Origin of the sequence: Serratia marcescens, from assembly GCF_001902635.1 — a bacterium.
Taxonomy (GTDB): domain Bacteria; phylum Pseudomonadota; class Gammaproteobacteria; order Enterobacterales; family Enterobacteriaceae; genus Serratia; species Serratia marcescens_F.
Genome location: NZ_MJAO01000008.1, coordinates 170,602 through 191,982, shown reverse-complemented (window position 1 = coordinate 191,982; position 21,381 = coordinate 170,602). Strand labels below are relative to the sequence as shown.

The 21,381-nt window shown below is 56.6% G+C and carries 30 protein-coding genes and 1 riboswitch; of the genes, 12 read left to right on the top strand and 18 right to left on the bottom strand.

Annotation, left to right across the window (positions count from 1 at the left end):
• Window positions 1-28: 28 nt before the first annotated feature.
• From BHU62_RS10400 to mntP, 4 genes are all read left to right on the top strand, one after another.
• Window positions 29-829 carry a PTS mannose/fructose/sorbose transporter subunit IIC gene (locus BHU62_RS10400; RefSeq protein WP_073531936.1) on the top strand — a complete coding sequence of 267 codons (801 nt, stop codon included), beginning with the start codon at window positions 29-31 and terminating at the stop codon, window positions 827-829.
• 15 nt (window positions 830-844) lie between these two features.
• Complete coding sequence (locus BHU62_RS10395) at window positions 845-1,687, top strand: PTS mannose transporter subunit IID (protein ID WP_073531935.1); 843 nt, start codon at window positions 845-847, stop codon at window positions 1,685-1,687.
• A gap of 54 nt (window positions 1,688-1,741) precedes the next feature.
• A complete protein-coding gene (locus BHU62_RS10390; RefSeq protein ID WP_073531934.1) occupies window positions 1,742-2,200 on the top strand; it encodes a DUF986 family protein in 459 nt (152 codons plus the stop codon).
• Window positions 2,201-2,418: 218 nt separating this feature from the next.
• A riboswitch (yybP-ykoY riboswitch) is annotated at window positions 2,419-2,606 on the top strand.
• A 7-nt stretch (window positions 2,607-2,613) separates the two neighbouring features.
• Complete coding sequence (gene mntP, locus BHU62_RS10385) at window positions 2,614-3,183, top strand: manganese efflux pump MntP (RefSeq protein WP_073531933.1); 570 nt, start codon at window positions 2,614-2,616, stop codon at window positions 3,181-3,183.
• Window positions 3,184-3,244: 61 nt separating this feature from the next.
• Here mntP and rlmA read toward each other — a convergent pair whose 3' ends face one another.
• On the bottom strand, window positions 3,245-4,063 hold the full coding sequence (gene rlmA, locus BHU62_RS10380) for a 23S rRNA (guanine(745)-N(1))-methyltransferase (RefSeq protein WP_073531932.1): 819 nt from the start codon (window positions 4,061-4,063) through the stop codon (window positions 3,245-3,247).
• A 161-nt stretch (window positions 4,064-4,224) separates the two neighbouring features.
• Here rlmA and BHU62_RS10375 point away from each other — a divergent pair, with 161 nt between their 5' ends.
• Window positions 4,225-4,941 carry a polyphenol oxidase family protein gene (locus BHU62_RS10375; protein WP_073531931.1) on the top strand — a complete coding sequence of 239 codons (717 nt, stop codon included), beginning with the start codon at window positions 4,225-4,227 and terminating at the stop codon, window positions 4,939-4,941.
• Window positions 4,942-4,993: 52 nt separating this feature from the next.
• Here BHU62_RS10375 and cspE read toward each other — a convergent pair whose 3' ends face one another.
• From cspE to BHU62_RS10360, 3 genes are all read right to left on the bottom strand, one after another.
• The gene (cspE, locus tag BHU62_RS10370; RefSeq protein ID WP_002221949.1) at window positions 4,994-5,203 is read right to left on the bottom strand and encodes a transcription antiterminator/RNA stability regulator CspE; all 210 of its coding nucleotides are present in this window, start codon (window positions 5,201-5,203) and stop codon (window positions 4,994-4,996) included.
• 41 nt (window positions 5,204-5,244) lie between these two features.
• A complete protein-coding gene (locus BHU62_RS10365; RefSeq protein WP_002211058.1) occupies window positions 5,245-5,361 on the bottom strand; it encodes a DUF2627 domain-containing protein in 117 nt (38 codons plus the stop codon).
• 722 nt (window positions 5,362-6,083) lie between these two features.
• Window positions 6,084-7,079, bottom strand: coding sequence for an MBL fold metallo-hydrolase (locus BHU62_RS10360; protein WP_073531930.1), 996 nt, complete (start codon window positions 7,077-7,079; stop codon window positions 6,084-6,086).
• A gap of 222 nt (window positions 7,080-7,301) precedes the next feature.
• Here BHU62_RS10360 and BHU62_RS10355 point away from each other — a divergent pair, with 222 nt between their 5' ends.
• Window positions 7,302-7,592, top strand: coding sequence for a hypothetical protein (locus BHU62_RS10355; protein ID WP_073531929.1), 291 nt, complete (start codon window positions 7,302-7,304; stop codon window positions 7,590-7,592).
• A 45-nt stretch (window positions 7,593-7,637) separates the two neighbouring features.
• Here BHU62_RS10355 and BHU62_RS10350 read toward each other — a convergent pair whose 3' ends face one another.
• The 3 genes from BHU62_RS10350 to BHU62_RS10340 all read right to left on the bottom strand — a co-directional run bounded on the left by BHU62_RS10350 (window position 7,638) and on the right by BHU62_RS10340 (window position 9,789).
• A complete protein-coding gene (locus tag BHU62_RS10350) occupies window positions 7,638-8,999 on the bottom strand; it encodes an amino acid permease (protein WP_073531928.1) in 1,362 nt (453 codons plus the stop codon).
• Window positions 9,000-9,174: 175 nt separating this feature from the next.
• On the bottom strand, window positions 9,175-9,411 hold the full coding sequence (locus BHU62_RS10345) for a DUF4060 family protein (RefSeq protein ID WP_025303167.1): 237 nt from the start codon (window positions 9,409-9,411) through the stop codon (window positions 9,175-9,177).
• A 75-nt stretch (window positions 9,412-9,486) separates the two neighbouring features.
• Window positions 9,487-9,789: a phage protein NinX family protein gene (locus BHU62_RS10340; protein WP_073531927.1), complete on the bottom strand. Its 303-nt coding sequence runs from the start codon at window positions 9,787-9,789 to the stop codon at window positions 9,487-9,489.
• A gap of 168 nt (window positions 9,790-9,957) precedes the next feature.
• Here BHU62_RS10340 and fos point away from each other — a divergent pair, with 168 nt between their 5' ends.
• Window positions 9,958-10,365: a fosfomycin resistance glutathione transferase gene (fos, locus tag BHU62_RS10335; protein WP_073531926.1), complete on the top strand. Its 408-nt coding sequence runs from the start codon at window positions 9,958-9,960 to the stop codon at window positions 10,363-10,365.
• 39 nt (window positions 10,366-10,404) lie between these two features.
• On the opposite strand, the gene BHU62_RS10330 is transcribed toward fos, so the two are convergent.
• Window positions 10,405-10,683, bottom strand: a complete 279-nt coding sequence (locus tag BHU62_RS10330; protein WP_073531925.1) for a YebO family protein — start codon at window positions 10,681-10,683, stop codon at window positions 10,405-10,407.
• 81 nt (window positions 10,684-10,764) lie between these two features.
• Entirely contained in the window at window positions 10,765-10,923 is a 159-nt protein-coding gene (mgrB, locus tag BHU62_RS10325; protein ID WP_171971312.1) for a PhoP/PhoQ regulator MgrB, read from the bottom strand.
• Window positions 10,924-11,084: 161 nt separating this feature from the next.
• On the opposite strand from mgrB, the gene BHU62_RS10320 reads away from it, so the two are divergent.
• Window positions 11,085-11,318, top strand: a complete 234-nt coding sequence (locus BHU62_RS10320) for a YobH family protein (protein WP_038877047.1) — start codon at window positions 11,085-11,087, stop codon at window positions 11,316-11,318.
• Between the two features lie 39 nt (window positions 11,319-11,357).
• Here the strand turns inward: BHU62_RS10320 and BHU62_RS10315 are convergent, their stop codons facing one another.
• On the bottom strand, window positions 11,358-11,597 hold the full coding sequence (locus tag BHU62_RS10315) for a DUF2766 family protein (protein ID WP_025303170.1): 240 nt from the start codon (window positions 11,595-11,597) through the stop codon (window positions 11,358-11,360).
• Between the two features lie 184 nt (window positions 11,598-11,781).
• Here BHU62_RS10315 and BHU62_RS10310 point away from each other — a divergent pair, with 184 nt between their 5' ends.
• Both BHU62_RS10310 and BHU62_RS10305 read left to right on the top strand, forming a co-directional pair.
• A complete protein-coding gene (locus tag BHU62_RS10310; RefSeq protein WP_073531924.1) occupies window positions 11,782-11,994 on the top strand; it encodes a YccJ family protein in 213 nt (70 codons plus the stop codon).
• Window positions 11,995-12,441: 447 nt separating this feature from the next.
• Window positions 12,442-12,828, top strand: coding sequence for a helix-turn-helix domain-containing protein (locus tag BHU62_RS10305; protein WP_063990191.1), 387 nt, complete (start codon window positions 12,442-12,444; stop codon window positions 12,826-12,828).
• Between the two features lie 25 nt (window positions 12,829-12,853).
• Here the strand turns inward: BHU62_RS10305 and BHU62_RS10300 are convergent, their stop codons facing one another.
• From BHU62_RS10300 to lysM, 5 genes are all read right to left on the bottom strand, one after another.
• A complete protein-coding gene (locus BHU62_RS10300; protein ID WP_073531923.1) occupies window positions 12,854-13,207 on the bottom strand; it encodes a DUF1304 domain-containing protein in 354 nt (117 codons plus the stop codon).
• A 429-nt stretch (window positions 13,208-13,636) separates the two neighbouring features.
• Window positions 13,637-14,578 carry a pirin family protein gene (locus BHU62_RS10295; protein WP_073531922.1) on the bottom strand — a complete coding sequence of 314 codons (942 nt, stop codon included), beginning with the start codon at window positions 14,576-14,578 and terminating at the stop codon, window positions 13,637-13,639.
• A 107-nt stretch (window positions 14,579-14,685) separates the two neighbouring features.
• Window positions 14,686-14,850, bottom strand: coding sequence for a hypothetical protein (locus BHU62_RS25220; RefSeq protein ID WP_019452857.1), 165 nt, complete (start codon window positions 14,848-14,850; stop codon window positions 14,686-14,688).
• A 23-nt stretch (window positions 14,851-14,873) separates the two neighbouring features.
• Entirely contained in the window at window positions 14,874-15,161 is a 288-nt protein-coding gene (locus tag BHU62_RS24920; protein ID WP_139282272.1) for a hypothetical protein, read from the bottom strand.
• Window positions 15,162-16,078: 917 nt separating this feature from the next.
• Window positions 16,079-16,525, bottom strand: a complete 447-nt coding sequence (gene lysM, locus BHU62_RS10290; RefSeq protein ID WP_073531921.1) for a peptidoglycan-binding protein LysM — start codon at window positions 16,523-16,525, stop codon at window positions 16,079-16,081.
• A gap of 228 nt (window positions 16,526-16,753) precedes the next feature.
• Between lysM and BHU62_RS10285 the strand changes: the two genes are divergently transcribed.
• Window positions 16,754-16,945 carry a YebW family protein gene (locus BHU62_RS10285; RefSeq protein WP_073531920.1) on the top strand — a complete coding sequence of 64 codons (192 nt, stop codon included), beginning with the start codon at window positions 16,754-16,756 and terminating at the stop codon, window positions 16,943-16,945.
• A gap of 120 nt (window positions 16,946-17,065) precedes the next feature.
• The gene (locus BHU62_RS10280) at window positions 17,066-17,290 is read left to right on the top strand and encodes a biofilm development regulator YmgB/AriR family protein (protein WP_073531919.1); all 225 of its coding nucleotides are present in this window, start codon (window positions 17,066-17,068) and stop codon (window positions 17,288-17,290) included.
• Window positions 17,291-17,369: 79 nt separating this feature from the next.
• On the opposite strand, the gene ompC is transcribed toward BHU62_RS10280, so the two are convergent.
• The 3 genes from ompC to astB all read right to left on the bottom strand — a co-directional run bounded on the left by ompC (window position 17,370) and on the right by astB (window position 21,357).
• A complete protein-coding gene (gene ompC / locus BHU62_RS10275; protein WP_073531918.1) occupies window positions 17,370-18,452 on the bottom strand; it encodes a porin OmpC in 1,083 nt (360 codons plus the stop codon).
• A gap of 570 nt (window positions 18,453-19,022) precedes the next feature.
• A complete protein-coding gene (gene astE, locus BHU62_RS10270) occupies window positions 19,023-20,006 on the bottom strand; it encodes a succinylglutamate desuccinylase (protein ID WP_073531917.1) in 984 nt (327 codons plus the stop codon).
• A gap of 10 nt (window positions 20,007-20,016) precedes the next feature.
• On the bottom strand, window positions 20,017-21,357 hold the full coding sequence (astB, locus tag BHU62_RS10265) for an N-succinylarginine dihydrolase (protein ID WP_073531968.1): 1,341 nt from the start codon (window positions 21,355-21,357) through the stop codon (window positions 20,017-20,019).
• Window positions 21,358-21,381 lie beyond the last annotated feature (24 nt).

The window sequence follows — 21,381 nt, the reverse complement described above, 5'->3', positions numbered from 1 at the left end:
GAGCTTTCTTGGTCATAGGAGAAGTGCAATGGAGATCACCACTCTTCAGATTGTGCTGATATTTATCGTTGCCTGTATCGCCGGGATGGGTTCCGTCCTCGACGAGTTCCAGTTCCACCGTCCGCTGGTCGCCTGTACTCTGATCGGCTTCATTCTCGGCGATATGAAAACCGGCATCATCATCGGCGGTACGCTGGAAATGATTGCCCTGGGCTGGATGAACATCGGCGCGGCGGTCGCGCCGGATGCGGCCCTGGCGTCCATCATCTCGACCATTTTGGTCATCGCCGGCGGGCAAAGCGTCGGCGCCGGCATCGCCCTGGCTATTCCGCTGGCGGCGGCCGGCCAGGTACTGACCATCATCGTGCGTACCCTCACCGTGGCCTTCCAGCACGCGGCGGACAGCGCGGCGGAGCGCGGCAGCCTGCGCGCCATCACCTGGATCCACATCGGCGCCCTGCTGCTGCAGGCGATGCGCATCGCCATCCCGGCGGTCATCGTCGCCATCTCGGTCGGCACCGCCGGGGTACACGCCCTGCTCAACTCGATCCCGGAAGTGGTCACCAGCGGTCTGAACATCGCGGGCGGCATGATCGTGGTGGTCGGTTACGCAATGGTCATCAATATGATGCGCGCCGGCTACCTGATGCCGTTCTTCTATCTCGGCTTCGTTACCGCCGCCTTCACCAACTTTAACCTGGTGGCGCTCGGCGTCATCGGTGTGGTGATGGCCGTGCTGTATATCCAGCTCAGCCCGAAATACAACAAGTCTCAGGTTGTGCAGGCCGGCCCGGCTAGCGCGAACGATCTCGATAACGAACTCGACTAGGAATAGGTGAGAGAAATGGTTGATACAACTGCTCAAAAGAAACTCACGCCGGCCGATATCCGCGGCGTATTCCTGCGCTCGAACCTGTTCCAGGGGTCGTGGAACTTCGAACGCATGCAGGCGTTGGGTTTTTGCTTCTCGATGGTGCCGGTGATCCGCCGCCTGTATCCAGAAAACAATGACGATCGCAAACAGGCGATCAAGCGCCACCTTGAGTTCTTCAACACCCACCCTTACGTGGCGGCGCCGGTGCTCGGCGTCACCATGGCGATGGAGGAGCAACGCGCCAACGGCGCGCCGATCGACGACGGCGCGATCAACGGCATCAAGGTCGGTCTGATGGGGCCATTGGCCGGCGTCGGTGACCCGATCTTCTGGGGCACCGTGCGGCCGGTGTTCGCCGCGCTCGGTGCCGGCATCGCCATGAGCGGTAGCTTGCTCGGGCCGATCCTGTTCTTCGTGCTGTTCAACCTGGTGCGCCTGCTGACCCGCTACTACGGCGTGGCCTATGGTTATCGCAAAGGGGTGGATATCGTCAACGACATGGGCGGCGGCTTCCTGCAGAAACTGACGGAAGGGGCGTCCATTCTCGGCCTGTTTGTCATGGGGGCGCTGGTCAACAAGTGGACGCACGTAAATATCCCGCTGGTGGTATCCAAGATCACCGACCAGACCGGGCATACCAACGTCACCACGGTACAAACCATCCTCGACCAGCTGATGCCGGGCCTGGTGCCGTTGCTGCTGACCTTCGCCTGTATGTGGCTGCTGCGCAAGAAAGTCAACGCGTTGTGGATCATCATCGGCTTCTTCGTCATCGGTATCTTCGGCTATTGGGTTGGCCTGCTGGGCCTGTAATTGTGCGAAACGGCCGGGGGGCAACCCCCGGTTTTTTTATGTGTGGAGTAAAAGATGTCGCTGACCGACGCCGTACTGATGCTGTTTATCGCCCTGCTGTTGCTGTATTCGCTGTATGACGAATTCGGCATGGATCTACTGAAAGGCAAAACGCGGCTCAAGGTGCCGCTGAAACGCCGCAACCGCATCGACAGCCTGATTTTCGTCGGCCTGATCGCCATTCTGATTTACCGCAATGTCACCGCCAACGGTGCAATATTAACCACCTATTTGCTTATTTCTTTGGCGCTGATCGCAATCTATATCTCTTATATTCGTTCCCCCAAGATGGTGTTTAAAGCGCAAGGCTTTTTCTTCGCCAATGTGTTTGTCGAATATAACCGCATTAAAGCCATGAATTTATCGGAGGACGGTATTTTGGCCGTCGACCTGGAACAGCGCAGGCTGTTGGTTCAGGTAACTCACTTGGACGACCTGGAGCGGATTTATCATTTTTTCGTTGATAATCAATGAATAAATCACATTCCGTTCGATTGTCGCTCAAACATTGCGCTGCTTATGGATATTTAATCGGCAGTGCGATTTCCTTTCTGACTATTATTTCCGCAACATTGTTACCCACGTCTACATTATATTCCCGCATGAACTTAGATTAATGAAAACGAGTCTCAATTAAGAACAAACATTGCCATCGAATAAGGTTGTCGGTGGCGGAAATAATATGGTATGGTTGCGCCGTCATTGGGGAGTAGCCGGTTTCTGGGGAATAACGATCCAGAAACGCCCGTATCAACATACTCGTTTCGCCGTATGAAACGTGGTGCGGGCAGCCAGGTAAGGTTGGCGAGACCATAGACACGTAACTCCGTCGTTTGGTTGGGGGTGGGTTACGTGTATATGGAGCCACCCGGCCGAGGCTATTTCGCATGAACCTTTCAGCAACACTCATTCTCGCTTTCGGTATGTCCATGGACGCTTTCGCCGCTTCGATCGGCAAAGGCGCCAGCCTGCATCAGCCCCGCTTTCGCGAAGCGATCCGTACCGGCCTGATCTTCGGTGTGGTGGAAGCGATCACCCCACTCATCGGTTGGGCCATCGGCCTGTTCGCCAGCCAATACATCATGGAATGGGACCACTGGGTCGCCTTCTCGCTGCTGTTTATTCTCGGCATGCGCATGATCGTCGAAGGGGTACGCAACAGGCCCGATGAAGAAGAGAAGGTCAAACGCCACGGCTTCTGGATACTGGTGGCCACCGCCATCGCCACCAGCCTCGACGCCATGGCCATCGGCGTCGGTCTGGCCTTCCTGCAGGTGAATATCGTGCATACCGCGATGGCCATCGGCTGCGCCACCATGATCATGGCGACGCTGGGCATGATGATCGGCCGCTTTATCGGCCCGCTGCTTGGCAAACGCGCCGAGATCCTCGGCGGCGTAGTGCTGATCGGTATCGGCGTCAACATCCTGCTGGATCACCTCGGCTATCTGGCCTGAGGCGCTCGCTCTGCAAAAAACCTGCCGCGGCAGGTTTTTTTATTGCTGGACTCAGTGCCTCTCAGGCGCGCCGACGGTACAACGCGATGACAAAATCCGTCTCGCACACGAACTCCCCGCCGTCGGCCAGCCGCTGTTGCACCTCCGGCGTGGCGCGCCAGGCGAACGGTGTCATCTGCAGCAGGTTGGCGGCCTGCGCGCCCGGCAAGGTCATCGTATAGGCCAGCGCCTCTTTACGTTCGCAGTCAAACCCCTCGAACTGTTCGTCCTGTTCGGCATGCAGCTGCACCTGCTGATACACTTGCTCTTTCAGCTGGTACAGGTGACGCGGGCCCGGCGAGACCGTCACCACCACGCCACCCGGCTTCACCACCCGCGCCAGCTCTTCCGCCTTGCAAGGCGCGTAGATGCGCAAGACCGCATCCAACGCCCCGTCGGCGAACGGTAGACGATGGCTGGAGGCGACGCAGAACGAGACCGCCGGATAACGTTTGGCGGCGTAGCGGATCGCCACTTTGGCGACATCCAGCCCATAGACCGTCATATTGCGCTTCTGCGCCAGCCGTGCGGCCACGGCGGCGGTGTAATACCCTTCCCCACAGCCTATGTCCAACAACGCGCCTGCATCGGCCGCCAGCGCCGAATCCAGCCACTCGGCCACCCGCTGTTGCAGCGGCTGATAATAACCGCCGTCGAGAAACGCGCGCCGCGCCTGCATCATTTCCGCGCTGTCCCCCGGCTGCTTCGACCGCTTGTGCTGCACCGGCAGCAAATTGACATAGCCTTCTTTGGCTTGATCGAACTGGTGGTTGCCGTCGCAACGCCATTGTTGTGATGAAAAATGCAACGGTTGATGACACAGGGGACATTGATAAGACATGAATGGGCTTCCAGAAAGACAGGGCGCGGCTAGTCTAAAGAAGGCGCCGGTGCGATGCAAGGCGCATCCCCGCTCGCTTTCGTCACCAACAACGCCTGGTCAAGCGGGGAAAAAGCTGGCTACACTGAGAGTCTGTTTTCTCACGCAGGTGAACATAAGTTATGAGCGATCGTTCCGCGCTGCTCGATGCGGTGCCTCACATTCAACACGGCTTCGGCAGCAAAATCGCGCTGCTGCCCGGGCACTTGTTGCCCTACAGCGCCACGTTGCCGGAAAAAAAGCAGGTGCACGGCACCCGCATCGTCGACGTGCTGCAGCCGGCGCAGGCGTGCGGTGACGCCGACGGCTTCTACACCCGCCAGCCCGGCATTCTGCTCAGCGTGCTGACGGCGGACTGCCTGCCGGTGCTGTTCAGCCGCCGTGACGGCAGCGCCATCGCGGCGGTCCATGCCGGCTGGCGCGGGCTGCTGGACGGCATTCTGGAACACATGGCGGCACGTATTCGCCAGGACGACGACACCGCCGATTGGGTGGCCTCTATCGGCCCCGCCGCCGGTCCGTGCTGTTACGAGGTCGACGAAGCGCTGGTGGCGAATTTTAAACAACGCCTGCCGCTGCCCGCCACGCTGATCAGCCCACATTACCGACATCTGGATTTGGCCGCCATCGCCGAATACAAGCTGGCGACGCTCGGCTTCGCCGCCGTTGACCGCGCCGGCAGTTGCACCATCTGCACGCCGGACGTCGACCCACAGCGGCCGCAGCGCTTCAAATACACCAGCTATCGCCGCAACAGCCACCGGCGTGCGTTGGATCCGACGCATCCTGGGATCAAAGGCCGCAACCAGTACGCCGGCATCGTTATCGCCGCCGGATGACGGAAACGAAAAAGCCCGCTCGAAGGCGGGCTTTTTGTACAGCTGACGCTGATTAGATAGCAGTAACGTTTACTGCAGATGGGCCTTTCTGGCCATCTTGGATTTCGAACTCAACGTTCTGGCCTTCAGCCAGGGTTTTGAAGCCGTTACCCTGGATTGCAGAGAAGTGTACGAACACGTCTTTGCTGCCGTCAGCCGGGGTGATGAAACCGAAACCTTTAGACTCGTTGAACCACTTAACTTGACCTTTGATCTTTGCCATCTTGAGTATTTCCTTTGGATTGTTTAAACCGCCCGAGGGCGTTACATAGACAAACTAGAGTCGTTACTGCTTGAGGCACTAAGATAAGGATCGGCAGAGAAGCGGTATTCAACGCTAACGTCTTTACTCAGAACTTCTTTACTGAAAATGCCACACATATACAGAACTGTACCTCGTTTTACCCAGATGCGTTATCACATACTCTGTATGCGATGGCAAGCCATTTTTAATCACCGAACGACATGTCGCACATATTTGAAACGGTCGAGAGCCACATTTGCTTAAATAGGCCAAAAGATGTTGAAGCATCGGCTATTTTCTGCTTACTGAAATCGCCGCGCTAAACCCCGCATTCTGACGGTATTTTAACAAAACTTTCATCGTTCTGACGTATGCCCACCACGACATTTCGGCCGCCCTGCCGCTTATAACGTTAAAAAATTTGAATCTTTATGGAATTTGATATGCAACATTTGAATATCGATGAACGGGGGCCAATTTATTCTGCGCTCATCCGACCATTTACCGCCGGCCAGCGTGTTCACCGTCTGCCGCCAGCCCCGCCGCCAACCGGCGAAAACGTAACCGCGGGGCGACGCGATGCCGCGCTTGCCATTGCGGCGGCAACTGCATAAGCATGCAGTACCCGGCGGCATCTCAGGTTCGTCTGTCGTTCATCATAAATAATCCGAATGCCGTAAACTTCAATAGCCGGAATAATGTTACGAACAGTGAAAGTTTGACGTTGAATTAAATCCTGAATACCGGGTGGTTATTTTAATCACCACCCGCGCTTATCAATTCCTCTAATTACTGCCTCGCTTTCAAACCGTTGGCATTATTCATCCCTCGCCTCGTCAGCCAGGCTGGTGAGATAACTTTAACGCGAATCCTGCAACGCGATGCGCTCGCCAATCTTCAGCGGGTGAAATTGATGTTGTTCCAGCCCCGCTTCGCTCAGCGCCAGGTTCAACTGCTGCGGCGGCTCGTCCAGCGACTCGTCCGCCAATTCGAATACCCCCCAATGGATGGGGATCGCTCGCGGTTGATTAAGCTCGCGATACAGCGTGACCGACTGCTGCGGATCCATATGCTGTTCCTGCATAAACCAGCGCGGCGCATACGCGCCGATCGGCAGCGCCGCCACATCGAAAGGCCCCAGCCGCCGGCCAATCTCCGCCAGTCTCTCCGAATAGCCGCTGTCGCCGGAAAAATAAAACCGCAGCGCCGGATGATGGATCACCCAACCACACCACAGAGAGCGATTGCGGTCCCACAGCGTGCGCATGCTCCAGTGCCGAGCCGGGGTGGCATAGACCGTCAGTTCCCCCAATGACAGGCTCTGCCACCAGTCCAGTTCATGCACCTTCAACCGATAGCGGCGGAACCAACGCTTCAACCCGAGCGGCACGATGAACTCGGCCTGCGGGAAGCGCCGCGCCAACTGCCGCACGGTACGCCTGTCGAGATGGTCGTAATGGTTATGGGAGATCAGCACCGCCTCCACCGCCGGCAGTTGCTCCACCGTCAGCGGCGTTGGCGTTCTGCGCTTCGGGCCATAAAAACTTAGCGGCGAGGCGCGCTCGGACAACACCGGGTCGATCAGGGTATAACGGCCGCCCAACCGCAGTAGCATCGATGCATGCCCCAGCCACCAGATACTGTCGTCACTGCCGCTGAGATCGGCGGGTTGCCACCAGCGCTCGGTAAATTGTGCGTAGCCCAACTGCGGCGGCTTGGGCAAACCCTGCCGCTTGCGCTCGTCCTGCCAGCGCTGCAGGTCGCCCTCCCGGCGCTGCGAAGGCTCCGGGTTGCGAAAGCCCTCCGGCGTGTGATGCGCCTTGGCCGCGTCATAATAACGATTGATTCTCTTCATCCTGCTCGTTCTCCCAGCCGCTGCGCGCCCTGCACGGGCATGACTTTCAGTGTAACAAACCCGGCGAAGCCCGCACTTCGTCAGCCGTGCGCAGCATCGAGGGAGCTTTTGCCGGATTTTGTTGTCTCACTCCGGTGAGAAAGCCAGGGCCGCCAAGAGCCCGTTAAGCCTCTCTTAAGATCTTTGTGATTGACTTATAGGGCATACAGAAAAGGAGAGGTTATGAGTCGTTCGACATCCCGTAAATCAGGCGCCGGCCTGGGCCGCCGTATTCGCAGCGCGCTGCTGGCACAGAAGCAATACTGGAAAATGTATTTCGCCATGAAATGGCGCCGTCTGCGCGTGCCCACACCCTTGGTGCTGCTGGCCGGTTCGCTGCTCGGTTTCTTCATGCTGACGCTGATGATGCTCAGCGTGGTGGCCATCGACGTGATAAGCACCCTGCTGCTGCTGTGCCGGAAACTGCTGGGGCGGGGTAACGGTGAGGGGCGCGCCTTTATGCCGCGCAGCTGACGAGAAGAGAAGCGGAGGCGCGCCATACGCCTCCGCACACGCAGATTAACGCTTGGCGCCTTTGCGACGCGTCAGCATAAACCCGGCCCACAACACCGCAATCCACACCGGCATCAGCAACACCGAGATGCGGATCCCTTCGCTGAAATACATAATCACCAGAATCAGACTGAGGAACGCGAGGCACAGGTAATTGCCGAACGGATACCACAACGCCTTGAAACTGGGAATAACGCCCTGGCGGTTCTTCGCGGCGCGGAATTTCAGGTGCGCCAGACAGATCATCACCCAGTTGATCACCAGCGTGGAAACCACCAACGCCATCAGCAGCTCAAACGCCTTGCCGGGCATCAGGTAGTTGATCAGCACCCCGATCGAGGTAATCAGCGCCGACAGCGCGATCGACAACACCGGCACGCCGCGTTTGTTGACGCGCGTCAGCGCCTTCGGCGCATTGCCCTGGCTGGCCAGGCCGAACAGCATACGGCTGTTGGCGTAAACGCCGCTGTTGTAAACCGACAGCGCAGCGGTCAACACCACCACGTTGAGCACGGTCGCCACCAGATTGCTGTTCAGCGCATGGAAGATCAGCACGAACGGGCTGCCGCCCTCCACCACTTGCCCCCACGGATAGAGCGAAAGCAACACGGTCAGCGAACCGATATAGAAGATCAGAATACGGTACACCACCTGATTGGTAGCCTTGGGGATGCTGCGGCGCGGATCGGCCGCTTCCGCTGCGGTGATGCCGACCATTTCCAATCCGCCGAACGAGAACATGATCACCGCCATCGCCATCACCAGCCCGGAGATGCCGTGCGGCATAAAGCCGCCCTGTTGCCAGAGGTTGGTGATGCTGGCTTGCGGTCCGCCGTTGCCGCTGACCAACAGCCAGGCGCCGAACACAATCATGCCGACAATCGCCACCACCTTGATGATGGCAAACCAAAACTCGGTTTCGCCGTACAGGCGCACGTTCACCAAATTGATCAGGTTAATCAGCACGAAGAACAGCGCGGCGGAGGCCCAGGTGGGGATCTCCGGCCACCAATACTGAATGTAGATGCCGACGGCGGTCAGTTCCGCCATGCCGACCAGAATGAACATCGCCCAGTAGTTCCAGCCGGAAAGGAAACCGGCGAAATCGCCCCAATATTTATGGGCAAAGTGGCTGAACGATCCGGCGACCGGCTCTTCCACCACCATCTCGCCCAGTTGGCGCATGATCAGAAACGCGATAAAGCCACCGATGGCGTAGCCCAACAGCACCGCGGGGCCGGCCATTTTTATGGTTTGCGCAATGCCGAGAAATAAACCGGTGCCGATGGCGCCCCCGAGGGCAATAAGCTGTATGTGTCTGTTTTTTAAGCCGCGTTTTAGCGGAGTATCCTGATGCTGACCGCCCATCTTATCCTCATATGGCGTACACCCCTGCCGTTATCGGCCAAGATTTCACCAATCAATAAATGTATCTGCGGGCGGCTTTTTAACACTTAACCCCGTAAGCATCAAGGAGTAGCGCCCCGAGACGGTGAGCCGGAGCGCGATTTCTTTACGGATGAAATGTTTGAAACGGCAGCGTTCAGCCCGGCATACCGCACAATTTGGTCAGGTTGCGTGCGCCGATCATCAGCGTGGCGACGTAAGACTGGCGACGCGTGACCACTTCCACCGCCACGCGATCGTTTTGATATTTTATCAGGTAGGTTGAGGGCCAGCCCTGACGGCGCTGGCCGAAGCTTTCGGCGTGACGATCGATCGCCGCGTGGGCAATCACCAGATGAGACAAGTTTTTATCACCTTTGATAATGCGCTTCATAAACAGCCTCCGCCAACGACAGTTCTGTTATTAGAAAAAGGAGAAACTCTTACCAATCACCGGTATTTTTTCGAATCAGTTAGCCTGCCGGCTCATCAGAAAACAGATCATCGCCGCGCGCAGCGGGCTGACGCTGTCCGCCTGCCACTCACCGCCTTGGGTGCTCATACGCGCCTGCCATTGCGGGTTGTCGCTGTGGTTGTCGGGGTTCAGGCTGATTTTATTGGCGCAGATGATCGGCCAGGCATCGGAGGGGTTCTTGCAGTAATCTTTACCTTTCACACCACCGTAGGGATACCACTTATCCGGGTTCTCTCCGGTTAGCAACGCGATGCTGCGGTTCACTTCGGCATCGCTTTCTTCATACCATTTAATCATTCGGCTTCATCCATCTTTTGTAAGGTTCGCGCTACATTACGATGTCTGTACGACAGTTTTATGACAGCGATGCCGGTTTTCACATTATCTGTACTAATGCTTTTCCCCCTTTATCTTTCCCTTCCGCCTGAGTACACTTTTTGCCTGTTTACCGCCCAGGAACCCCGCATGTTGACCGGCCTCAATCACCTGACGCTCGCCGTCAGCGATCTCGATCGCAGCTTCGATTTTTATCATCGTCTGTTGGGGTTTACCCCGCACGCCCGCTGGCAAGGCGGCGGCTATCTCTCGTTGGGGGCGCTGTGGCTGTGCCTGTCGCTGGATGAGGCGCGCACGCAGCAAAGCGCGCGCGATTACACCCATTACGCCTTCAGCGTCGCGCCGGAGCACATTGAGCGGGTCAGCGAGCGGTTGCGCCAGAACGGCGTCGAAGAGTGGAAAAGCAACCGCAGTGAAGGCGAATCGCTTTATTTTCTCGATCCTGATGGGCATCAATTGGAGATCCATGCCGGCGATCTGGCCAGCCGCCTCGCGGCGTGTCGGGAAAAACCGTATCAGGGCATGGTGTTTTACTGAGACGCCCCGGCGGCGCTGCCGCCGACCGGAGCATCATGCTTAACGTTCGGGGATAAACCCTTTGAAATCCAGCGCGGGGCTGAGATCGTCGTCGTCATCGGCACTGCCGTTGTCGCCGCGCGCGCTGTGCGCCAGCCGTTTCAACAGCGCCGTTTGCTGGCGCTGCTGCTCGGCGATTTCCTGCAGCAGACGAATCTGCTCGTTGGCGCGCACGCTGGCGCGGTTCACCAGGAACCAAACCCACAGCCCGGCCAGCAACGCCACGGCGGCAAGGCCCAGTGACAGAAGGCCATTCTGGCCAAAACCTAAATCGTACATGGACAATCCTATCTACTGCGAAATTCAGGCCGTCATCTTAACACTCGCGGCCGTAGTGCGAACATCCCCGCCCCACATTGCTTACCAGGGCACGAAGCGCGTCACCGAACAGATGCCCAGTGCAAAGTTTCCGCCATCGTCGCAATAACTGTCCAGCGCCAACAGGTAGAAAAACAGGCAGGCAGCGACAGCCGTCATTATCACGAGGATTTTTTTTCGCAACAACTTTAGCAGCCTCATTGTTATCTAGGTAATCTATCGCGCATGTTATCACAGACAAGTTAAACGAAGTTTAACTTGCCGTTTAGATATCTGGCTATCGCCCGGTTTCAGACTGTTACCCTTGCCGCCGCGCTGGCGCCGTGGCTAGATCGAATCATCAAGAACAACGAGGAAGTACAATGAGCAGATTGATTAAGTGGGTACTGGTGTTGGCGGTTATTTACGGCGGATTTCTGATCTCGGGCTACGGCGTGCTGATCGGCAGCAACAAGAATGTCGGCGGGTTGGGATTGCAGTGTAAATACCTGACGGCGCGCAACGTGGCGATCGCCCAGTACGTCAATGGCGACAACGGCTTTATCGGCGTAGCCGACTGCCCGCTGTTCAAGAAAATCGAAACGGTGGTGGATTAACCCCACCGCCCGACGCCGCCGCTCTGCGGCGGCTCCGCATCAACTGCGGGTAAACTTCATCTCGATCAGCGCAATCGCTTTGTCTATCGCTCTGCGGGTCACCGGATCGGCGCCTGCGGGATGCGTGGAGAAATCGATGCTTTTGAGCTGCCCCGCCATCTTGTCGCGCACTTCGGTCGGCGCAATCACGTCGATAACGTCCAGAATCTGTTTGATGACCAGTTGGCAAGCGACCAGATCGGAAGCCAGTTCCTGCTCGTTGCTCAGCATGTCAGACATAATAACCTTCCCTCTTGATTCAAACGCCGCACAGAATAGCACGCCGCCCTCGCCATTGCCCGCTCTCCCCGCCTTTTTCCCATTCTGCGCATCGCCGGGCAAAAGCCCGCGGCGGATTGGCCTATACTTGCAGCATGATGCGAGTAAAACCCCACCCGCAAGCCACAACCAACAGGAGAAAGTTATGGCAAATCACAATGTGAAATCCTGGGCAACAGTGCGTGAAACTTCGGTGGAAATCGCCGAAGCTATTTTTGAACTGGCAGGGAACGACGAGGCGTTGGCGCAAAAAATCTGGGAGGAAGGCAGTGACGAAGCCCTGGAGAAGGCCTTCGCCAAAACCACCGCCGACCAGCTCTATTGGGGAGAAGAGACCGTCGAGCGGAAAAACGTGTGAACCAGCACCCAGCAAAAAGCCCGGGTTTCTGACCCAGGCTTTCCCGATTGCCCCTCACCCCGCTCGGCGGCGTGCAACGTCTTCTGCTATCACGGCTCTTCACCTCCCACACCTTCCGCATTTTTCATGCTTATCACCGGCGTCGCCATAAAAGCGCCGACGCCCACGATTACAACCAGAGTAATAATCACTGTCATTAACATGCGATCACCCCATCAACGTTGAGTTGTTACGGCTGACTCTGTTTTGGCGGTTACTTGCTGTGGCCGTTTCCGCAGCATTCACTGCGGCGACGACAGTCTCAGATTAGCCGCTTTTCCTTTCGACTGACAAGCGGCGTTTGAACGGTTTTTCCGAATAATTGCCCGCCGTCACCGGCGGCGTTTTTGTCCACGGCGGCAAGTTGTGTATACTTCACCGCTATGTAGATCTCACACTGACGCACTGATGATACAAGAACACCATCTCTCATTGGTCTGCGCCCTCAGCAAATGGGTCGAAACTCACCTCGGACGAGTGATCCATCTCGAAGAGCTGGCCGAATACTCCGGTTACTCGCTGTGGCACATGCAGAAGCTGTTCAAAGAAGCGACAGGGATTTCGCTGGGCAAATACATTCGCGAACGCCGCTTGGCCGGCGCGGTCTATCAACTGCGCAGCAGTGAAGCGTCGATCTTCGATATCGCACTGGACTTTGGTTTCGGCTCACAGTCCCACTTCACCTACATGTTCAGAAAGCGTTTTAATATTACGCCTTATGATTTTCGCCAGGACTTGAGCGTCGACCTGCACATCGCTCCGCCGCTGCACGTCATTCACCAAAAATCCGCCTGACGCCCTCCCGCCTTAAAGCGGCGGGTTAACGCGCTCCCCACACCGCCAGAATCGCGAGCAAAGCCGGCAATGCCTGCACCCACAGGATCTTGCGGCTGGCGGTAAGCCCGCCGAACACGCCGGCCACCAGCACGCATCCGAGAAAGAACAGCTGCAGCGCCGCATCGCCACGCCAGTAGCCCCACGCCAGCCCTGCCGCCAGGAAGCCGTTGTACAGCCCCTGATTAGCGGCCAATACCCGCGTAGCGTCGGCAAACGCCGCCGTCGTGCCAAATATCCGCCTGCCGCGTGGCGTGCGCCACAGGAACATTTCCAGCACCAGGATATAAATATGAAGAGCGACGATGAGCAGCAACAGAATATCGGCAAATAGCGTCATGATTGTGCATTTGGTTCATGGAGGATGCCATCAAGTATAAGCGTACAGCCATCATCCCCCGCGGATGAAGATAAAAAAACCCGCCGAAGCGGGTTTATGCAGGAGTCATTTTCTGAGGTTAGTTTAATACGGCGACCAACAATGCCGCGACAGAGACCCAAAACAGCGCCGTGGCAATCACGACATGGGACAGTCTTGCACGATAAAGTACTTGGCTCATAATGACCTCACTGACATCTGACTAACGGGGAGACAACCTGACATCCTGAGGATTATCCTAATCTTCTTCTCTTTATCATTATATGCGTCAGATCACTGTTTCGCAGAAAAATCCTATATTATCAGCAAAGCTGGTGCCGCGATCACATTAAGAACGTGCTATTAGAACGAAATAAACAATATCATCGCGGCGATTATATCCTAATGCTATCAGGCATCCCCCCACGGCAGGCGCGGCGCGGTCATTCGCTCGCCAGAATAGCCTTTGACCGCCGGGAAGCGGCTTGTCCCTTGTTCCCAATCGCGCTGCGCCTGAATAATGTCAGCTTTGGTATGGCCAACGAAATTCCACCAGATAAGGATTTCTTCCTCTAATGGCGCTCCGCCGATTAATAATCCCCGGCTGCCCCGCTCTGCATTTAACTCAATAGAGTTATTCTTCATGCCCAAATAGGCGAACTCGTCCGGTGAAAACGCGTCGCCATTCAGTTCAAATGCACCAACAAGGGGCAAAAAGCCGATTTCATAATCATCGCGCAGCGGTAATTGCACCGTCGCCGCCTCCTGCCATTCCATATCAATAGCGATTAATGGCGAAAGCGTAAACACCGGCGAACGATAAGCGCCAAATTCCCCCACCAATAAACGGTGATTTACGCCATTATTCAGCCACTGCGGCAATTCGGGATAATGATCGAAACGCGGCGCCATATCGGCATGTTCAGCCGGCAGCGCGATCCACAGCTGTGCAGCGTGCAACCGCCGCTCTTCTCCGACCGACTGTTCGGAATGCGCGATGCCGCGCCCTGCGGTCATCAGATTGACCTGGCCCGGACGGATCAGCTGCTCACTGCCCAGACTATCGCGGTGCAACACTTCCCCCTCGATCATCCAGGTAAAGGTTTGCAGGCCGGTGTGCGGATGCGGCCCCACATCCATGCCGGGCGAAGCGCCATTGAATACCGTCGGCCCGGCGTGATCGAGAAAACACCAGGCGCCGACGGTACGCCGCTCACGGGTTGGCAATGCACGGTTGATGGGAATGCCGCCCACTTCGGCATTGCGTACGGCAATGCGCTGGATCTGGCGCACACCGTCAACGATAGGGCACTCGCGTGAAGATGGAGAGAACGTAGGACGGGACTGGCTCATCGCAAAGACCTCCTGAATGGCGCCGATTCGCCGATGATAATCACCCCCAGCTTAACACAGGGCAACCGGCAGCGGATCCCGGCGATGCTCAGGCGCTTGCGCGCAGATTATGGCGCTTTGATATAGCAGCTTTTGATATCAATATCGTCTTGCGCATGCCTGAGATCGGAGAAATAGGTAACCCCGAAGAGAATTGATACCACCAGCAGCACGGAAACCAACAGGCCAATAATCGCCAGCAGTTTGGTTTCGTCATGGAGATTAGGCTCCATTTGATCTCCCCTAGTTAATCGCGTCAGGTCAGCCATAGCGTGACCGCCAGCGTAAAAATAATCAGTGAGCAGGACGCAACCGCCAACACGACGACCGCAAATTGCGCATCACCCAAGGTTTCTCGATAGTTTTTATCCGTTGAGGCGTTACGCTGTTGTTTCACTAAATCGGTTTTCACTCGTTCAACTGCTGCATTGCGGTTTACTGGGGCAAGGCGCCCCTTCAGAATGGGGTTGAAGATATCCCCTTTCGGCTGCTCAGGCCTCAACCGGGGCATGACGCTATCAACTTTCCCCTTCAGGGTCAACACTGCCCCCGCCGGCCAGAGAGCGGGAACACAGGGTAGGTGCAACTTTTATTTAGATTGAGAAGAAATCAGAGACGCTTATAGCAAAGTGCAAAAAAAGCCCGGCGCGTAACCGTAATGCTTGTCAGTTAATCCTGACTGGCTTTTTTTTATCCAGTCTCTGTACGTGACGTGCAGGATGAATGGCCGTAAAAACCCCGAATTTCTCTGTTACTGCAATGAACGGCAATTGAAGGGGCCGAAGGCGCGGCCCCTTCACCCGCGCCTTCGCTTAACACCGTCTGTCCGCTGTGCGGATACCCTCGCCGCGTCTGCATTGTCGGGCGGGTCGGCTACGACAAACGTCCCTGTTAGTCTCGCCTCAACCGGCCTTCCCTGGCCGGTTGCCCCTGACAACGCTGTCTTGCTCGGCAGCCGGAGATGCGCGCCAAAGGTCAACACCCGCGCTGGCGGCTACCGGGCAACCTGTCGCTTATGAGGTTACGGTAGAGAAGGTGGAGATGAGCGCGATGTTGGGCGCCCTTGAAGACGCCGAACACAGGCATAGCGCATTAGGCGAAACCGCCATGGACGGCGGTTTCAGGTGAGACAGGCAGGGACGCCTGTCGCAACCGGCCTCAATGCGGTATGGCGGAGGGAGGAAAAATCTGCCAGGAGCAGATTTGAACGCTGCTTGCAGCGGCCCCGAAGGGGTGAGGCCCAGGGATGGGCCGAGTAACGTTGGCAAAGCCAACCGTCTGATAGGCCGAAGGCGCGGGTTGCCAGGGGCCGCGCCTCGGCCCCTGGCTCGGTCGAGGTGCGTGAGCCACATGTAGTATCTCGCTTTTATCGACCGAAAACGTCACGAGTACTTCAAAAACACGCTAACTGACAAGCATTAGGCGCGTAACCGGGCTCTAACGGACCGATGAACTGACGGGTTATTGCGGGATGCGCAGCACCTGCCCTGGATAGATCTTGTCCGGGTGCGACAGCATCGGCTTGTTGGCGTCGAAAATCTTGTTGTACAGATTGGCGTTGCCGTACATCTCTTTAGAAATCGCGCTCAGCGTATCGCCCTTCTTCACGGTATAGAAGCGGCTCTCAGCAGCGGGTTGCGCCACCGCCACGTTGTCTTCCACACCGCTGATGCCCGCCACGTTGCCAATCGCCACCAGGATCTTTTCTTTCAACTCCTGGCTGACGGCATCGCCGGTCACCACGGCTTTCCCGTCGACCACCTGCACATCGACTTTGTCGGTGCCCGGCAGGCCGCTCTTATCGAGATGCGCCTTCAGTTTGGCGTTTTGATCTTCGGCTGAGGCGTTGCCGGTGACTGTATCCCACAGTTTTTCGCCCGCTTCTTTGACGAAGTTAAACAATCCCATATTCACTCCTTTTGATGGTTGCAATCATGCATTGACGTAAGGCTTGTTAAGCTTAGCATCGTCAAATGGATATGCCATCCGCGCCCGACACCTGAAACGGTTAGAGTATTCCGAAAATGCCGTCGGCGGCGGCGAAGTGGTGGTTTAACACGCAATGATGCTGAAAAATCGCGCTTTTTTGCCTACACTGTTGCAGACAAGGCTGCTCGACGGAGGAGGCGCGCAACGATGTACGCATTGGTGATGTTTGTCTGTTATCTCGATGGCGGCTGCAGTGAAATGGTGGTGGACATACTGCGCGACGAACCGCAATGCCTGGTCGCAATGAAAGAACAGAACCTGCGCCATGCCGGCTGCTACCCTATGGAAACGTTTATCGATGGTTTCTGGTTACCGGCCAGCGAATACTCGGATTTTTGATCCCTTCCCCCTAATGGCTGAGGAATTTCTGATTTCACCGGAAATTTCGTCTTGCTCAGAGGCTTTAGGCCGCCGTTTTGCTAAATTGCGGCTCCCGAAGAAGAGAGACAGAGAAAGGTCATGTCACCATCGGCTCATTCCAACGAGCACTATGAAACTCTGCTGCGCAACGTCAGCCTGGCATTAGGCGGCGCGGTGTTGCAGTTAATCAAAAACAACAAGAAGGTATCCGGCGGAAATATTCTTTCGCAGCTGGTCACGGAGATAGAACTTGAGCAGGATCAGCAACGTTTCGCCGCGCTGCGTTCCGCCATTGAGCTGGTTGGGTTGGCGCCCAAAGGCTGAGCCCCTGATAAAACGAAGGCAGGGCTTGCGCCCTGCCTGATTACCGATCCCGACACAGGATGAAGGTAATGATGGAAACTTAGAAGCGGTAGGTCAGGTTGACGGCAACGATGTCGTCGGTGTTCAGCTTCAGTTTGTTGTCGTCGTTCAGCTGGTTGATCTTGTAGTCAACATAGGTGTACATGTTTTTGTTGAAGTAGTAAGTCGCGCCCACTTCCACGTATTTCACCAGATCGGCATCGCCGATACCTTCGATATCCTTGCCTTTCGACTGCACGTAGGCCACTGAAGGACGCAGACCGTTTTCGAACTGGTATTGAGCCACGACTTCGAAGTTTTGCGTTTTGTTGGCAAAGCCCGACGTGCCGTTGACGCTGATCGGCGTCATGTTACGCGTGTCAGCATACATTGCTGCCAGATAGACCTGGTTGGCATCGTATTTAATCGCAGTGGTCCAGGCGGTAGCTTTGTCGCCTTTACCATAAGTCAGCGCTTTCTGGTCGCTGGTGCGATTGGAATCAGAGAATGCCGCCGCTACGCCGATGCCGGTGCCGCCGATGTCCTGATAGTCCAGAGACATACCGTAACCGTCGCCGTTTTGCTTGGTCACGCTACGCTTGTCGCCGTCGTTTTTACCCTGGTATTGCAACGCCAGGTTAAGGCCTTCCACCAGGCCGAAGAAATCACGGTTGCGGTAGGTTGCCAGGCCGTTGGAACGGGCGGTCATGTAGTTGTCGGTGTAGCTGTAGGAGTCGCCGCCGAATTCCGGCAGCATGTCAGTGTAAGCTTCGGCGTCATACACCACGCCGTAGTTGCGGCCGTAGTCGAACGAGCCGTAGTTGGCGAACTTCAGGCCGGCGAAGCCCAGACGCGTTTTGGTGCCGGTGGTGCCCTGCGCTTCGTCGTGGTTGGCGGCGACTTGATATTCCCACTGGCCGTAACCGGTCAGCTGATCGTTGATCTGGGTTTCGCCTTTAAAGCCCAGACGAACGTAAGTTTTATCCCCGTCTTCATCTTTGTCTTTACTGAAAACGTGTTTGGCAGCAACGCGACCGTACAGGTCGAGTTTATTGCCATCCTTATTATAGATTTCAGCCGCGTTGGCGAAGGAGGTGATCGCCCCGAGGGCGACAGCTAAGGCTAGTACACTGCGTTTCATCATTTATTTTCCTAGATATTATAATTAAAACCCTGCCCGTCACGCCCAATTTATGATTTGGGCTGTGATTTTATCTTTTGGTATTTTATGAGCTCCCCTAATGTTGGGGTAATGTGACATTAGCATCATGAATCAAAACTTAAAATCAAAAAAGTTCATAAAACAACGAGGAGAAAGCATGTTTATTTGTAAACAAATATTGCAAACAACATAACGCACAAGCCATTGAATATATGAATATTTTATCACATAAGTTATAACCAAAATGGTGCACAGCACCAAAATGGTGCATCTCTGTTTCGTTTTGCGTGCTTTCTGCGCGATTCAAAAGTAACTACAAAATTAGCATGGTTATTAAAAACGTTACTTATTTCACATTTTTATCTTAACAACGTCATTGGGCAATTAAGGGCGACAGATAACGACTTTACGCGGTCTTTTATTCATTACCGTAAAGGAAGACATTGACGACGAATAAAATTCGCCTGACGGCAATTAAAATAGCGGGAAATAGCGAGTTGAAATAACGATGAGGAATAATGGCGGCGCACCAAACGGCGCCGCCATTATTTATCAATACAGCGTAGAGCGGGGAACTTCGTTCAACAACATGCCGGCGCGCAGCCCCAGCGCCACATTGGGATTGGGGAACAGTATCCAGGCGCCCTCTTGGCCCACGCGGTATTCCTCCTGCGGCTGTTCGCACAGCAACATACCCGGCTGCAGCTCGGTGAAGTTGGCGGTGTCATCGTCCAGGTGCAACTTGAAGTCCTCGCTGTGCTTGATCAACGAGTGCATCACGCGGAATACCCGAATATCGTCGCCCGCCCGCCTCGGCAACGCTCCCTCGCTGACCGCCGCCCGCAGAGCGCGATCGATGGCGGCGAACTGTTGCAGATCGTTGCTGCCGAACGGCCGCGCCTTGCCCAGCTCGAGCGTACAGCTCGCCGCATTGAGATGCTCGCTGGAAAAGTGACTGAAAGTGCCGCCCGGCGCGCTGTGCACCACCAGCGCATCCAGCTCGGCCGCATCCAACAGCTGCAACATCGGTTCGCTGTATGGGCGTTTCTGGAATGGCAGAATGCCGAAGCGCGGCAGATGCGATTCGCGAATGGCGGTATGCAGATCGTAATGAAAACGCGCCGCCGGTTCCCCGTCGAAAAAGGCAGCGAGCGCCCGCTCCAACTGCTGAGCCCGCGCGGTTTCCCCGCTGGCGGCGAAGTTGCGGTAGCGGCCGCCAAACATGCGGTTCATGTCGCTGTGCAGATAACGTTTACCCACCCGCATCGCCGCCGGATTGCCCAACACCACCAACAGCCGCACCGTCAGCGGCACGCGGCCGGTCAGCAGATCGCCGACCAGCTGATTAAGCAGTTCGATCGGCGCGGTTTCGTTGCCGTGCACGCCCGCCGATACCACCACCGCCTGGCGGTAATGCTGCCGCGGCGTGAGCTCCAGCAGCCCTTCTCCCTGCCAGCGCCAGCGCAATTGTGGGGTTTCACCCTGCCATTCTACGGGTTCGCTCCCTTCCAGCGTCAGAGGCAATAGATCGATCATGCAGCCTCCCTTAGCGTTGGAACGGATAGAGGGAACCGAGACCCAGGATCGACGTCAGTGAATCCAGCGCTTCACGCCCTTCGCGCAGTAGCAACGGATCGGCCAGGTCATCCTGCGTCAGGCGGTCGCGGTAATGGCGATCGACCCACTCGTTCAGCGTAGCGAACAGCCGATCGTTCATCATCACGCGCGGATTGACCGCCCGCAGTTCTTGCTCGTTAAGCGCCACCCGCAACCGCAGGCAGGCAGGGCCACCGCCGTTGCGCATGCTTTCACGCAGATCGAACACGCGGATCTCATCGATCGGGCCGCCGCTGCCGATCATGTCGTTGAGATACCGCCAGACGCCGGCGTGTTGACGCGACTCTTCCGGCACCACGATCATCATCTTGCCGTTCGGCTTGGTGAGAATTTGGCTGTTGAACAGATAGGTCGCCACTGCATCCGCGACCGAGACGCGCTCCGTCGGCACTTCGATCGCCACCAGTTCGCTGTCCAGCGTCGCCATCTTGCGGCGCACTTCATCCAGCGCCTGTTGCTGGCGGTAAAACGCCTGCTGGTGGTGGAACAGCACGTTTTGGTTGCTGACCGCGATCACGTCGTTATGAAACACCCCCTGATCAATCACCGCCGGATTTTGCTGCACAAAGACCGTATGCCGTTCGTCCAACTGATGCAGACGAGCGATCGCTTCACCGGCTTCGCGCGTCTGGCGCGCCGGATAACGCGCCGGCGCCGTTTCGCCACCGAACTCCTGGCGGCCGTAGACGAACACCTGCACGCTGCGCTTGGCGTACTCGCCCCCCAAACGGTTGTGGTTGGCGGCCCCTTCGTCGCCGAACAAGGCTACCTGCGGCAGCGCCTCATGGTGGGCGAAATGCCGCTCGTCGTTGAACATCGCCCGCAGCACGGCGGTGGTGGTTTCCGCTTCAATGGCACGGTGGAATTTGTTGTTCAGGTTAGCGGCGGTGAAATGCACCTTGCCGTCGGCGCTGTCCGCCGAGGGCGACACCGTGGCCGCATTGGCGGTCCACATGCACGACGCCGAGCTCAGCGCCGACAGCAAGCGCGGCGATTGACGCATCGCCTGCGCCAGCACCGCCTCATCGCTGCCGCTGAAGCCCAAACGCCGCAGCATCGGCAAATGCGGCCGCTCCTGCGGCGGCAATACTCCCTGCTGGAAACCGAGATCGGCCAGCGCCTTCATCTTCAGCAGGCCTTGCTTCGCCGCCAGCTTCGGGTTCGATACGCTGTTTTGATGCTGCGTCGACGCCTCATTGCCGAACGACAGCCCGGCATAGTGGTGCGTCGGCCCCACCAAACCGTCGAAATTGACTTCATATCCTGACATGTTCATCCCCTGGGGAGAGCGTGC